The sequence below is a fragment of the Priestia sp. ST2 genome, assembly GCF_055810735.1.
Map to the genome: position 1 here is coordinate 23,416 of NZ_JBVVNT010000003.1, position 12,931 is coordinate 36,346.

Sequence of the window (12,931 nt, forward strand, 5' to 3'; positions counted from 1 at the left end):
TTACTCTTTATAAGAATGTATTATAAACACCTTTGATGGGTTTTGTACATACTTTTTTTTACGAAAGTGTTCAATTCTATATTTTTGAACACTTTTGTTCATAAGATAGAATGATTATATTACTTTTAAGGTTTTATGCAAATATATGGTTAGATAATCTGACATATTTTTTATATTTAATATTCAGGTATTCCAGCATGAGCTAATAGCTTTCCTAATTGACTATCCTTTTAAAAAACGTTGTCTAATTAAAACTTTATTTTGATAAAGCTCACCCTTGTATTCATTTGAAACTGTTACAAAACTATTTTTAAATATGATTACAAATAAGAAACTATGAATAAAATTATGTAATATCTTTACTGCTATAGCTCTTAATAAATTAGATTACAGCAGAAAATTGAACTTGATACGTTGATGAAGCTTTAACAGAGGATACGAACAATTCCACTGAATTAAAACTATTGACACTACATTTACTAGCGTCATTATGATAGATAAGTCTCTAACTTACAAATGTTATCCAATCATGTAAATATGAAGTTATTTATAGTTTTTAAATTCCCCTAAAGGTAAAAATCACTATAAAATCATCTTCTAGTCAAGTAATTTGGAATAAGGAATATAGAAAGATTCCTTCACCCTAAATACTCTTTTAGTAAAATGATTGTCTTTGGAAATAAGAATGACAGCTATGTTTTAAACACCTTAGTTTTTAACGAGAATTAATCTTGGATTAACTACATTTATTTTTTATAGAAAAGATTTTAATTGGTTCCTAAAATCAAACTTATGGAAACCAAAATTACTATTTTAAATTAGTTAATGTTTTAAAATAAAGGTTAATCAATCCAAGTTAGTGAATGCCATTTCAAACATAAGTTAGATAATATATAATTGTATTATTAATTTTGACCAATATTGACTTAGGGAGGAAGAACATAATGTGTAGTAAGAGAACATTCCCTTTAGTTTCTGGCTTTCTTTCTATTGATTTGGTAAATACAGAAGTTATAAGTCATGGTCGTCGCCATGAATTGATGGTTCATGAACAAGATCTTTTAGACTGGCTTCATACAATGTATGAACAAATTCCTTCTCTTGATAGGGAGATTTTAAATATATCCAGGGATGAAGCAACTGAAATACTACCTCATATTCATGAGTTTCGCTTTACACTAAGAGAAAATTTCGAAGGAATAGCAGATGGGAATTCTATTAATAACAATTGGATCTCAAACTTAGAAAAAAACATTGAGAATGCCCCTTACGTATATCAATTTGAGTCAGGTGAACTAAGAGAAGTTCCTAAAGGCAGCAAACTAAATAAAATTTTATCTCTCTTATCATTAGATGCTTTGCGTTTGATTGCTGATGGTAAGCTACAAAAAATCAAAAGATGTAGTAACCCTGATTGTGTGCTATTATTTATTGATTTAACAGGCAGACGTAAATGGTGTTCAATGAAAATATGTGGGAATCGAAAGAAAGTAGCTCGATTTCAACATAAAAACAATAAAAAGGCTTGAATTCTTAAAATGAATTCAAGTCTTTTTTGTTACCGTCATAAACTAACCTATTAAATCAATATTGACAGGTTAGTTTTAATGAATGTAAAATAAATGAAAAATAAAAAGGAGTGAAGCATATGAGTGTCACAGGTTCAGTTCAATCAAAAACAGAAGGTACAGCTATACCTAAAAGGAGTTTCTTTTCAAAAATGGTTACTAATACAAAAAGTCCATTAAAGATTAATCTTAAGGATGCTTCCACAGGATTAATTGGAGGTCTTATTAGCATTTTAGCTCTAGGATTATTGACAGACATGACTCCAACGCCCTGGTTGATGGCGCCATTTGGAGCAAGTTGTGTATTAGCATTTGGGGTATGGAATGCTCCTTTGTCTCAACCACGAAATATCATCGGAGGACATTTAGTTGCTACTCTTGTGGGTTTAGTGATATATCATGCATTTGGAAATAATGCTTGGACTTTAGGAGTAGCTGTTGGCTTAGCGATTGCGTTAATGATGCTTACTAAGACAACACATCCTCCAGCAGGAGCCGATCCAATTGTTGTTATCTTAGGTGGGGTATCGTGGAGTTATATTATTACGCCTGTTCTAATTGGATCTTTACTTATTGTGCTTGTAGCCTTAGTCGTAAATAATTTACGAAGTGATAGAGCTTATCCAACTTTTTGGTTGTAAAGGAGGAAGAAGATTAATGATGGAACATTATATTTGCAATCAACTAAATTTTGCGCGAGAAAATACAATTAAACTAGTTTCTCATATGGATGATGCTTTCACAGAGATTATCCCAGATGGGCTAAATAATAATATAAAGTGGAATCTAGGCCATATATACGTTGTACAAGAGAAATTTGCTTTTTCTTTTGCTGGAGAAGAAATAAATATACCGGAGCATTATAACAATATATTTGCACCCGGTACCAAGCCATCAGAATGGTCTATAGAACGACCAAGTTTAATTGAACTGTTAAACTTATTAACACTACAGAATCAGCGCTTGAATCTTATACTACCAAAAAAATTAGGCGAAAAGAGCTTACAGCCATACATAACCTCTACTGGTCTAAAGTTAAGGTATATAGATGAATTTCTGAGTTTTTGTCTATATCACGAAGGAATGCATTATAATGCTCTTAAAAATATCAAATCTATTTTAAGTTAACTGGAATAATGTGTTTTTTAATATGGGGTTAACCTTAAAATAAACACAATTCATTTTTTATAGAAAAGGTTTTAATTAGTTCTAGAATTAAAATCATGGTAACTAAACACGAAAAGAAAAAGCCTGTATCTAAGGAGATACAGGCTTTTTTCTCACTCCACTTTTAAATGATAGTTTGTATTCCTTTTCCTATAGGATAGCAATAATCGGGAAAAGGTATGATATTCCACTGGATAAAGAACGTTTGTTCGTATATAATATACAGAACAAACGTTCTTTTATTTGAGGAGTATTTTCAATGGAGGATGAACAGTTACCAAACAGAATCATTATATGTATCGACATGAAGGCGTTCTATGCGCCCGTTTCTTCTGTCATAAGAGGATTAAATCCGTTGAAAACAAAGCTTGCGGTAGTAGGAGATATCAAACGGTCGGGATCCGTTGTATTAGCTACCACGCCATTATTAAAGAAAGAAGGGGTCAAAACAGGAAGTCGTCTTTTCGACATTCCTAAAAGGAAAGATATTCATGTGGTGAATCCATCTATGGAAAGATATATCAAGGCTTCGACCTATATTTTGAGCTTGGTGTTACAGTACGTGGCTCCTGAGGATTTTCATGCCTATAGTATTGATGAGCTGTTTATTGATGCGACAGCTTCGCTACATCTATTCGCTCATACACCAGAAGAATTAGCCCATAAGATTATTAATGAGATTTATCGTAAGACACGCCTGACAGCTACGGCAGGCATAGGCCCTAATCTCTTACTGGCCAAGGTAAGCTTAGACCATGAGGCAAAGAATAGCCCAACAGGAGTGGCGTATTGGCGATATGAGAATATTCCCTTTAAATTGTGGGCTATTCATCATCAATCGCACTCATTATAGCGTTGACTCCTTCATTTCCGTTAAGCTTATATGTACCAAAACCTATAGCAGGCTAGGTTACCCCGTCATTAAGGGTTATTTCAGGAATTACTTTACTCATTATTATCCACTCCTTTCGATCATGCTCTAAGATTGGCATATATTATCCAATACTTGAATAAATTTGCACCACTCATTTTCACAAAGGAGTGGTGCTGTCAAACAATCAAAAAAGTGATTACGGAGAAACCTCCGTTTTAAACTCATTAACTTCGCACTTTTCTGTTTCTTTCTTGTTTTTAGTTAACGTAAAGAAAGCTACAAAACCTAAAAGCGCCGTACTAAATAAAATAGCAGCCATCGGAATAGCTGTGGTTTCGTTAATACCCACTAAAGGAGAAACAATTGATCCTAAAGTTAGTGGAAGCATGCCTAACACGGCACTCGCACTTCCTGCTCTATGTCCTTGATTTTTCATTGCCAATGTCACCGAGCCTGTGATTGTCATTCCTATAGAGATCATGTAAATAAAAATGGGAATAACAATCGTAGCCAGCGGCCCTTTAAGCATGGTCATGATAAGAAGTACGCTAGTAGCACTTACAGCCGTAATCACGGCAATGCGAAGCAGGCTTCTTTCATGAAGAATTCCGCTAAAGCGCCCAATAATAAAGCTTCCAGTCACAATGGCTAAGCCGTTAATGCCAAACAAAATGCTAAAAACTTGCGGAGAAACATGGTAGATCCCTTGATAGACAAATGGAGTGCCTGATACATAAGCAAAGCTACCTCCGTGGACCAGTCCGACAATTAAGGCATACCCAATAAAAGAACGGTCTTGTAATAGACTGCCCATCGTGCGAATGGAATGACCAATTGAACTTGGCGTTCTATTTTCAATTGGCAAAGTTTCTTTTAAACGCATTGAAATTGTTAAAACAATTAAAAGGCCTATTAAACTTAAAAACAAGAAAATAGTATGCCAGCTTGCAAAAGGAAGAAGCAAAATAGCACCTCCGGCCATTGGTGCTATCATTGGCGCAAAGGCATTGATAACCATTAACAGAGCAAAAAACTTCGTAAGCTCTCTTCCACTAAAAACGTCTCTGACAATGGCTCGAGAAAGAACAACTCCTGCCGAAGCTGTAAACCCTTGTAAAAAGCGTGCGATGACTAAAGCTGTAATAGTAGGAGCCAAAGCACAGAGCAAGGACGATATCATAAATAAAGAAATGGAAATGAGTAAAGGTCGTTTTCGTCCCTTCGCATCACTGATTGGACCGATCACGATTTGACCAATGGCAAGGCCTAGTAAACACGATGTTAAACTAAGCTGAACAAGTGAAGCTCGGGCATCTAAATGATCAGCAATAGCAGGGAAACTTGGCAAATACATATCGATATTAAGCGGACCTAATATCGCAAGCGTGCTGAGAAGAAACGCCAATCCTAGACGTTTTTTTCCAGTTGGGTTATGAAGCATAATAGCAGAGCACCTTCCTTGCCTAAATATTGTATTTTCACAGATAATCTTTAGTCTATTGAAAGGCATCTCTTCTGTCTAGGACATTTGTCTAAAGATGTAGGTAAAGTTCCGTTCGCAAAAAAGGATGTATGACTGATGACATACAGTTGATATTCAAAAAACAACGCTTGAAATATCCTTAAGATACTTCAAGCGTTGTTTGAGCGTTTGTTATATACTATCTAATGCCTGCTGTAAATCTCTCATAATATCTTCCCAAGCTTCCAGGCCAACTGATAAACGAAGGAGTTCATTTGAGATTCCCATTTCTTTTCGAGCTTCTTCCGGCACAACTGCATGCGTCATCGAGGCAGGATGCTGAATAAGTGTTTCAGCATCTCCAAGACTCACCGCAATGGAAATGAGCTTAAGCTGATTAACCACTTTTGCGGTTTCTTCATAACCTCCTTTCACTTCAAAAGAGAGAAGCCCCCCTCCTTTTCTCATTTGCTTTTGCATGAGAGAATAAGCAGTGCTCTTTTTATCACCTGGATAATAAACGGCTTTCACCTTGGGATGGAGACTTAATTGTTTTGCGATATGTTCAGCATTTTCACAGTGACGATCCATTCGAACGGCCAGCGTTTTTAAGCCTCTGAGTAACAGCCAAGCATCAAACGGTGAAAGAATGCCTCCGATATCTTTTTGCGTCGTTTTGCGCAGTACGGAAATAACCTCTTTGTTCCCTACTACAATTCCTGCGACAACATCTCCGTGTCCACCAATAAATTTTGTTGCGCTATGAATGACTAAGTCGCACCCAAGCTTCAGCGGCTGTTGCAAATAAGGAGTTGAAAAGGTATTGTCTACTACCACAGGAATTCCTTTTTGTTTGGCGATAGAAGCAACTAACTCTAAATCTACTAAAGTCATAGTCGGGTTAATCGGTGTTTCAATATAAATACATGCTGTATCTTTTCTGATAGCAGCAAGAATTTCTTCCTCAGTTTCCAAGTTGGAGAAAGAATGATGGATTTGATATTTTTCCTCAAGCATTTCTAAGAGACCAAATGTGCATCCATACACTCCTTTAGAACATAAAATATGATCGCCTGCTTTTGTAAGTCCAATCAATACAGCCGATACTGCAGCCATTCCCGATCCAAATGCCAAAGCGGCTTCTCCTTCTTCAAGCTGTGCCATACGCTCTTCTAAAATGGTGACCGTTGGATTCGATAACCGGGAATATACATAACCATCTTCTGCTCCGCTAAACCGGTTTGCACCTTGTTCTATAGATGAAAATGTAAATGTAGACGTTTGATAAATAGGCGGAGCTAAGCTATCAAAATGATGTTTTGATTCATACCCTGCGTGAATGGCTTTTGTTTCAAACTGATATTTCTCTTTTTCGTTCATACGGCTTCCCCCTTATGCACACAAGCACTATGTCATTTTTTAAAAAAATGTAAGCGTTTTCCTTTATTATATTTCTCTTTTCTTTTTTCGTTCCCTGCCTCTCCATATAGATAATCCCACCGTAGAGAAAGAAGCGACATGCACCCTGCACCTCGCTTTACTTCATCATTTGTTTAATTAGTGCTGAATTACGTTTTTTGAATACTTCATTATGAGAAGAAACCATAGCCGCCTTAGCAGCAGAGGGCTGAACGAATTGTTTTGCTTTGTTTACGGCATTAGCAGCGTCTTGAAAAGCACCTGTAATCAAATGGACTTTTCCTTCGTGCATGAGAATGTCTCCCGCTGCATACACGCCTTCTACCGACGTTTCGCTTGCTGCGTTACCTGCAACATAGCAGTCATCAATGGTTTTAATATATACTTCACTGTTTTTTAACAGCTCTGTATCTCTTTCATAACCGTGATTAATAATGACTTCGTCAATCGGTAAATAAGAAATTTCACCGGTTTGATGATTAGTTAGCTCAACTTTTTCAATAAATTCATGCGTCCCATCAGCCACTAATTTTGTAATAGATGTGTTAAGCAGACACCGAGCTGAACTGTTTATTAATTGTCTCACTTGTGCTTCATGACCGTTTAGTTCACTGTTTCGGTACGTAATATATACTTTTTTAGCAACGGACTCTAGCTCATTTGCCCAATCAATGGCTGAATTTCCTCCCCCGGAAACAATCACCGTTTTATTTTTAAAATGCTGCAAAGATTTAACCGTATAGTTTAAGTTTGATATTTCAAATCGTTCTGCCCCTTCAATTTTGAGCTTTTGCGGATTTAAAATACCTCCTCCGACAGCAAGGATAATGGTTTTAGAGTAATGATGTTCACCTGAAGAACTCGTCAGCTGGAAAATACCATCTTCTAAGCGAGAAATCGATTCAATCTTCTCATTTAAAACAACAGTTGGATCAAACGTCAGCCCTTGTTCAACAAGCTGTTCAATAAGCTTCGCACCAGAAATAGGCGTTTGCCCTCCTACATCCCAAATCATTTTTTCAGGATAAACGTGAAGTTTTCCGCCTAATTTTGGCTGATATTCAATCAGCTTTGTTTTCATTTCTCTTAGTCCACTATAAAAGGCAGAATAAAGGCCGGCCGGTCCCCCGCCTATAATCGTCACGTCAAACAGTTCGTTATGTGTCATGAACACCCGCTCCTTGCAATTAATTGTTATTGATTATCATTCTCATTTGAATATACATCTTCTTCACCGTTTTGACAATAAAAATAACTATTGACATCCGGAAACGTTCGAATTATAGTATGTAAAGTAAACGATATTGATAATCATTATCAAGTATTTGTTGTATTAAACGTAAACGGAGGGTCAGATATGGTTCGCCTATATACAGAGAAATTACATATTAGTTATGGTGAACGTCTAATAGTAAAGAATTTAAGCGTTAACATTCCAGACAAAAAGATTACCACGATTATTGGTTCAAACGGATGCGGCAAATCAACGCTTTTAAAAGCCGTCACCCGCATTATTTCTCATCAATCCGGTTCCGTCATTTTAGATGGCGAAAATATTTCAACAGAACATACAAAAGCACTCGCTAAAAAAATGGCCATTCTCCCTCAAACCCCTGAAAGTGCCAGCGGCTTAACTGTTGGAGAACTTGTATCTTATGGGCGATTTCCCTATCAAAAAGGGTTTGGGCGTCTGTCGAAACAAGACTATCAAACGATTGACTGGGCGCTTGAAGTAACCGGAACAAAAGATTACAAATTTCGTCTCATTGACTCTCTTTCAGGCGGTCAGCGTCAGCGAGTGTGGATTGCAATGGCTTTAGCTCAAGAAACAGATATTATATTCCTCGATGAGCCGACTACCTACTTGGATATGGCTCATCAGTTAGAAGTGCTTGAGCTGCTTCAAAAGCTAAACAAAGAGCAAGAACGTACCGTCGTAATGGTACTTCACGATTTAAATCAAGCCGCTCGTTTTGCAGATTATATTATCGCTTTAAAAGATGGAGAAATTGTTAAAGCCGGAACGTGTGACGAAGTCATCACGCATGACGTTCTAAAAAAAGTGTTTCATATCGACGCTGAAATCGGACGAGACCCGAGAACCAATAAACCAATGTGCATCACGTATAACTTATTAAGAGGAGATAACTAAATGAAAAAATTACTGCTTCCATTCATGCTCATATTCGTACTACTTATTAGTGCCTGCAGCAGCGGTTCAACTGAAAGCAAAAATGATTCTAGCAAAAATGGCGAATCTAAGACAATCATATATCAATCTGAAGACGGCCCTGTAAAAGTTCCGGCTAACCCGAAACGTGTTGTAGTGTTAGGCTCCTACGCAGGTAACGTCATGTCGTTAGGTGTCAATATTGTCGGAGTTGATTCATGGTCTAAAATGAATCCCCGCTTTGAAAAGAAATTAAAAGGCGTTGAAGAAGTATCAGATGAAAATTTAGAAAAGATCATTAAATTAAAGCCTGACCTAATTATTGGCTTATCTACTACAAAAAACGTTGATAAATTGAAAAAAATTGCTCCTACCGTCACGTATACATACGATAAAGTAGACTACCTTACTCAGCATGTAGAAATCGGAAAACTATTAAATAAAGAAAAAGAAGCACAGTCATGGGTAAACGATTTTAAAAAGCGTGCGGCAAAAGCTGGTTCTGACATCAAAGCTAAAATTGGCGACGATACCACGGTTTCAGTTATTGAGAACTTTGACAAGCAGCTTTATGTATTTGGCGATAACTGGGGACGCGGAACGGAGATTCTTTATCAAGAAATGAAATTAAAAATGCCAGAGAAAGTAAAAGACATGGCTTTGAAAGATGGTTACTATGCAATTTCACCAGAAGTTCTTCCTGAATATGCCGGAGATTATTTAATCTTCAGTAAAAACCAAGATGGAGATACATCATTTGAGAAAACAGATACGTACAAAAATATTCCTGCTGTAAAGAATAATCACGTATTTGAAGCAAATGCAAAAGAATTTTATTTTAATGATCCAATCACATTAGATTATCAACTAGATTTCTTTACTCAAAAATTTCTTGGCAAGTAACTCATTCAAGAGGAATTCTTTTTAGAATTCCTCTTGCTTTGTTTTACTAAATTTATTCTTACATGAAAAGATGGGTGTTTTATGAAAATAGACAATCAGCGTTTCATTCCTTTTTTATATAAATTAATAGGTGCCTTGCTCGTATTCATCATAATGTTTGGTTATTCAATGATTTTTGGCGCTGCTGATATATCGATAAAAGATGTGTGGCTAGCACTTTCATCAAGCAGTGTAAACGAACAGATTTCGATCATCCGAGATATTCGTTTACCTCGTGAAATCGCCGCTGTTTTTGTTGGCGCTGCTTTATCAGTATCAGGGGCGATTATGCAAGGTATGACAAGAAATCCTCTTGCAGATCCAGGACTTTTAGGCTTAACTTCTGGCGCAAATGCAGCTTTAGCTGTAACCATTGCCTTTATCCCTTCTGTAAATTATTTAGGTATTACGATTGCTTGCTTTATCGGAGCTGCGGTTGGCGCAATTTTGGTATTTGGAATTGCTGCTATAAAAAGAGGCGGTTTTTCTCCGCTTCGAATTGTACTAGCCGGGGCTGCCGTTTCAGCGTTTCTTTATGCGATCGGAGAAGGCGTCGGTATTTATTTTAAAATTTCAAAAGATGTATCGATGTGGACTGCTGGCGGAATGGTAGGCACTTCTTGGGAACAGCTTCAAATCATTGTTCCTTTTATTGTGGGAGGTATATTCATTGCCCTTTTGCTTTCCCGGCAGCTTACTATTTTAAGCTTAAACGAAGAAGTCGCTGTGGGGTTAGGTCAGCAAACAACAAAGGTCAAAACCGTTTTATTTGTTGTCATGATTCTTCTTGCAGGTGCTTCTGTTGCGCTAGTCGGAAACATGGTGTTTATCGGCTTGATGATTCCTCATATTGTACGAGGAATTGTAGGAACCGACTATCGTTATATTATCCCTATGTCCGCTGTCACTGGCGCAGCGTTTATGCTGCTCGCTGATACGTTGGGCCGAACCGTAAGTGCGCCTTATGAAACACCGATAGCAGCAGTTGTATCCATGATTGGTTTACCTTTCTTTTTAGTCATTGTTCGTAAAGGAGGAAAAGCATTCTCATGATCCACCCAGCGCTTATTAGAAAACAACGAATAATTATGATGCTGCTCACTGTTTTGATTCTTGGAACGATTGTAATAGGGATGGGGCTTGGGGATGCCTCCCTTCCTTATAATAAAGTATTTCCTACTCTTTTTGGCAAAGGGGATTTTGCAGATGAGTTTGTTCTTTTTTCAATTCGACTTCCGCGAATTATCATTACTCTTTTAGCAGGAATGGCTCTAGCTTTATCAGGCGCTATCTTACAAGGTGTTACGCGCAATGACTTAGCGGAACCTGGAATTATAGGAATTAATTCGGGAGCAGGCGTCGCAATTGCCGTATTCTTTTTATTTTTTCCAATTGAAGCTGGCTCTTTCGTGTATGCTCTTCCGTTAGTAGGGTTTATCGGTGCCTTGTTTACAGCTTGTCTTATCTACCTTTGTGCATATAGTAAAAGCCAAGGACTGCAGCCTGTAAAACTTATTTTAACAGGCGTAGGTTTTTCGATGGCTCTTTCTGGAATGATGGTGGTGATTATGTCATCAGCTGATCGTGCTAAAGTTGATTTTATTGCTAAATGGATTGCAGGAAACATTTGGGGGACAGACTGGCCTTTTATATGGGCACTTCTACCTTGGCTGCTTGTCTTGATTCCTTTTATATTGTACAAAGCAAATTCATTAAACATTTTTAACTTAAATGAAGCTGCAGCTATTGGAGTCGGTATCGCTATGGAGAAAGAGCGTATCACATTGCTTCTAGCCGCGGTTGCATTAGCGGCAGCCGCAGTTTCAGTTACAGGCGGCGTGGCCTTTATTGGGCTTCTTGCTCCTCATATTGCCAAAGGCTTAGTCGGACCGAGAAACCAGCTTTTTATTCCCGTTGCCATTTTACTTGGCGGCTGGCTCTTGCTGATTGCAGATACAATAGGACATAACATTGCCGATCCTAACGGTGTACCAGCAGGAATTATTGCCGCCGTAATCGGTGCTCCTTACTTTGTTTATTTACTTTTGAAAAAATAATAAACGAGGCTGAGAAATAACGAACCACTAATCAAACATTTCGATTAGTGGTTCGTTTTTCACTTGGGCTAAAATACTTTTATCTCAGCTTTAGTTTTGCTTTTTTTGTCTTTCATCTGCAGCGTTCGCTCTAGCCTGAGCTTCTAAATCGTCTTGGTCTGCTAATTCACGAGAAAACTCTTCGTCTACTCCATCTGCTTTAGATGAAGGATAATCCGCTACCTTTTTTAATTGTTTTTTCAACTCTTTTTCATTCATTATAAACACTCCTTTATTTTAGGCTGTTACTAGTATGCGTTTGTCGTTTCTGCACTATGTGGAGAAAGAAGGAATTTTACCAATAAGAACGAAAGCATACGTAATAAGAAAAAGAAAGGACGTTTTATATGATCATCATTATTACGCTCTCTATTATCATTGTATTTGTTATTTTACTGCTATGCATAGTTACTACTTCGAAAGCTTACGATTACAAACATACGGTAGATCCGCTTACAAAAAAACAAGACGAAAAAAAGTAGGTGCGCTCGTTTCACACCTACTTTTTGTATTACCCTTGCAGTGTTTTTAAATCGTGATCGTTCAATTGAAATGCTTGCTTAATTTTGTCTTCCAAGTTTTTTGTTACTCTTCGCTTCCCCACTTCAACCAGTGCAATTAAAGAAAAACTGCAGTTTACTGCTTGAGCGAAGTTTCGCTGATTCATATTGTAGTTTTTTCGAATGTTTTTTACCGTTTCTTTATTCATTTACACTCACTCCGCTTAACTCAATATACTTTTTTCTACTCAAGTTCAAGTCACATGTTCATCTAGCTGTCGACAGAGCGTGAGAAATTGCTGCTGTTCTTCTTCTTTATAGCAAGCAAACAGTTTTTCAACCCCTTGCTGCATGTCTTTTTCAGCAGCTTGAATCACTTGCTTCCCTTTGTTTGTAAGCTCGACCATAACTTTACGCCGATCTCTTTTTGAATGGTAGCGCTCCACAAGATTCAGTTCATACAAACGTGTAATCGATGCTGTAATAACGCTTGGGCTCGCCTTTATCTCGTCTGCCACTTTGGTGACAGGCATTGTATCTGCACGTTCAACAATCAGTAAAATATGATATTGAAAAGGGGTAATTCCGTAATGCTGTAAAAGGCTTTTTACATTTGTCATTACTTTTTTGTTTAAAGATATTGAAATTCTTTGAATTTCTTCACCAAATATCAATGGATCCATCCGCCTCACTGCCCCTTTCTCTCCAACATTTTTATGATGAACTTTAGATT

General features: G+C 37.2%; 14 protein-coding genes and 2 pseudogenes. 9 read left to right on the forward strand and 7 right to left on the reverse strand.

The window, feature by feature from the left end:
- The first annotated feature begins 944 nt into the window (after positions 1–944).
- From AC0KUU_RS12600 to AC0KUU_RS12615, 4 genes and pseudogenes are all read left to right on the forward strand, one after another.
- On the forward strand, positions 945–1,529 hold the full coding sequence (locus tag AC0KUU_RS12600; RefSeq protein ID WP_043979286.1) for a CGNR zinc finger domain-containing protein: 585 nt from the start codon (positions 945–947) through the stop codon (positions 1,527–1,529).
- Positions 1,530–1,648: 119 nt separating this feature from the next.
- Entirely contained in the window at positions 1,649–2,209 is a 561-nt protein-coding gene (locus AC0KUU_RS12605; protein WP_043979289.1) for an HPP family protein, read from the forward strand.
- Between the two features lie 16 nt (positions 2,210–2,225).
- On the forward strand, positions 2,226–2,696 hold the full coding sequence (locus AC0KUU_RS12610; protein WP_322551903.1) for a DinB family protein: 471 nt from the start codon (positions 2,226–2,228) through the stop codon (positions 2,694–2,696).
- Positions 2,697–2,994: 298 nt separating this feature from the next.
- Positions 2,995–3,564, forward strand: a pseudogene (locus tag AC0KUU_RS12615) (Y-family DNA polymerase); the annotation flags it as partial.
- A gap of 4 nt (positions 3,565–3,568) precedes the next feature.
- On the opposite strand, the pseudogene AC0KUU_RS12620 reads toward AC0KUU_RS12615, so the two are convergent.
- The 4 genes and pseudogenes from AC0KUU_RS12620 to AC0KUU_RS12635 form a co-directional block, all read right to left on the reverse strand.
- Positions 3,569–3,688 (reverse strand): annotated as a pseudogene (locus tag AC0KUU_RS12620) (aldo/keto reductase); the annotation flags it as partial.
- Positions 3,689–3,805: 117 nt separating this feature from the next.
- A complete protein-coding gene (locus tag AC0KUU_RS12625; protein ID WP_043979293.1) occupies positions 3,806–5,050 on the reverse strand; it encodes a Bcr/CflA family efflux MFS transporter in 1,245 nt (414 codons plus the stop codon).
- 213 nt (positions 5,051–5,263) lie between these two features.
- Positions 5,264–6,451 carry a methionine gamma-lyase gene (gene megL, locus AC0KUU_RS12630; RefSeq protein ID WP_322551902.1) on the reverse strand — a complete coding sequence of 396 codons (1,188 nt, stop codon included), beginning with the start codon at positions 6,449–6,451 and terminating at the stop codon, positions 5,264–5,266.
- Between the two features lie 157 nt (positions 6,452–6,608).
- Positions 6,609–7,658: an NAD(P)/FAD-dependent oxidoreductase gene (locus AC0KUU_RS12635; protein WP_322551901.1), complete on the reverse strand. Its 1,050-nt coding sequence runs from the start codon at positions 7,656–7,658 to the stop codon at positions 6,609–6,611.
- 189 nt (positions 7,659–7,847) lie between these two features.
- Here AC0KUU_RS12635 and AC0KUU_RS12640 point away from each other — a divergent pair, with 189 nt between their 5' ends.
- The 4 genes from AC0KUU_RS12640 (at position 7,848) to AC0KUU_RS12655 (ending at position 11,659) form a co-directional block, all read left to right on the forward strand.
- The gene (locus AC0KUU_RS12640; protein WP_237074702.1) at positions 7,848–8,642 is read left to right on the forward strand and encodes an ABC transporter ATP-binding protein; all 795 of its coding nucleotides are present in this window, start codon (positions 7,848–7,850) and stop codon (positions 8,640–8,642) included.
- Entirely contained in the window at positions 8,643–9,563 is a 921-nt protein-coding gene (locus AC0KUU_RS12645) for an iron-hydroxamate ABC transporter substrate-binding protein (protein WP_162213909.1), read from the forward strand.
- A gap of 81 nt (positions 9,564–9,644) precedes the next feature.
- Entirely contained in the window at positions 9,645–10,655 is a 1,011-nt protein-coding gene (locus AC0KUU_RS12650; RefSeq protein ID WP_098791553.1) for a FecCD family ABC transporter permease, read from the forward strand.
- Positions 10,652–11,659 (forward strand): FecCD family ABC transporter permease, encoded by a 1,008-nt coding sequence (locus tag AC0KUU_RS12655; RefSeq protein WP_322551900.1) that lies wholly within the window; start codon positions 10,652–10,654, stop codon positions 11,657–11,659. The genes AC0KUU_RS12650 and AC0KUU_RS12655 overlap by 4 nt, the downstream gene beginning before the upstream one ends.
- Before the next feature lie 90 nt (positions 11,660–11,749).
- Here AC0KUU_RS12655 and AC0KUU_RS12660 read toward each other — a convergent pair whose 3' ends face one another.
- The gene (locus tag AC0KUU_RS12660) at positions 11,750–11,917 is read right to left on the reverse strand and encodes a YfhD family protein (RefSeq protein WP_081085297.1); all 168 of its coding nucleotides are present in this window, start codon (positions 11,915–11,917) and stop codon (positions 11,750–11,752) included.
- 128 nt (positions 11,918–12,045) lie between these two features.
- Between AC0KUU_RS12660 and ytzI the strand changes: the two genes are divergently transcribed.
- Positions 12,046–12,180: a YtzI protein gene (gene ytzI / locus AC0KUU_RS12665; RefSeq protein WP_016763550.1), complete on the forward strand. Its 135-nt coding sequence runs from the start codon at positions 12,046–12,048 to the stop codon at positions 12,178–12,180.
- A gap of 29 nt (positions 12,181–12,209) precedes the next feature.
- Here the strand turns inward: ytzI and AC0KUU_RS12670 are convergent, their stop codons facing one another.
- Both AC0KUU_RS12670 and AC0KUU_RS12675 read right to left on the reverse strand, forming a co-directional pair.
- Positions 12,210–12,407 (reverse strand): helix-turn-helix domain-containing protein, encoded by a 198-nt coding sequence (locus AC0KUU_RS12670; RefSeq protein WP_013082432.1) that lies wholly within the window; start codon positions 12,405–12,407, stop codon positions 12,210–12,212.
- 45 nt (positions 12,408–12,452) lie between these two features.
- Complete coding sequence (locus AC0KUU_RS12675; RefSeq protein WP_043979311.1) at positions 12,453–12,881, reverse strand: MarR family winged helix-turn-helix transcriptional regulator; 429 nt, start codon at positions 12,879–12,881, stop codon at positions 12,453–12,455.
- Positions 12,882–12,931: the final 50 nt, after the last annotated feature.

Bases quoted from the DNA above. Each gene is read 5' to 3' on its own strand.
- AC0KUU_RS12655 (WP_322551900.1), top strand. From the start codon at position 10,652: ATGATCCACCCAGCGCTTATTAGAAAACAACGAATAATTATGATGCTG.
- AC0KUU_RS12635 (WP_322551901.1), bottom strand. From the start codon at position 7,658: ATGACACATAACGAACTGTTTGACGTGACGATTATAGGCGGGGGACCG.
- AC0KUU_RS12670 (WP_013082432.1), bottom strand. From the start codon at position 12,407: ATGAATAAAGAAACGGTAAAAAACATTCGAAAAAACTACAATATGAAT.
- megL (WP_322551902.1), bottom strand. From the start codon at position 6,451: ATGAACGAAAAAGAGAAATATCAGTTTGAAACAAAAGCCATTCACGCA.
- AC0KUU_RS12645 (WP_162213909.1), top strand. From the start codon at position 8,643: ATGAAAAAATTACTGCTTCCATTCATGCTCATATTCGTACTACTTATT.
- AC0KUU_RS12650 (WP_098791553.1), top strand. From the start codon at position 9,645: ATGAAAATAGACAATCAGCGTTTCATTCCTTTTTTATATAAATTAATA.
- AC0KUU_RS12610 (WP_322551903.1), top strand. From the start codon at position 2,226: ATGATGGAACATTATATTTGCAATCAACTAAATTTTGCGCGAGAAAAT.
- ytzI (WP_016763550.1), top strand. From the start codon at position 12,046: ATGATCATCATTATTACGCTCTCTATTATCATTGTATTTGTTATTTTA.
- AC0KUU_RS12640 (WP_237074702.1), top strand. From the start codon at position 7,848: ATGGTTCGCCTATATACAGAGAAATTACATATTAGTTATGGTGAACGT.
- AC0KUU_RS12660 (WP_081085297.1), bottom strand. From the start codon at position 11,917: ATGAATGAAAAAGAGTTGAAAAAACAATTAAAAAAGGTAGCGGATTAT.
- AC0KUU_RS12675 (WP_043979311.1), bottom strand. From the start codon at position 12,881: ATGGATCCATTGATATTTGGTGAAGAAATTCAAAGAATTTCAATATCT.
- AC0KUU_RS12625 (WP_043979293.1), bottom strand. From the start codon at position 5,050: ATGCTTCATAACCCAACTGGAAAAAAACGTCTAGGATTGGCGTTTCTT.
- AC0KUU_RS12605 (WP_043979289.1), top strand. From the start codon at position 1,649: ATGAGTGTCACAGGTTCAGTTCAATCAAAAACAGAAGGTACAGCTATA.
- AC0KUU_RS12600 (WP_043979286.1), top strand. From the start codon at position 945: ATGTGTAGTAAGAGAACATTCCCTTTAGTTTCTGGCTTTCTTTCTATT.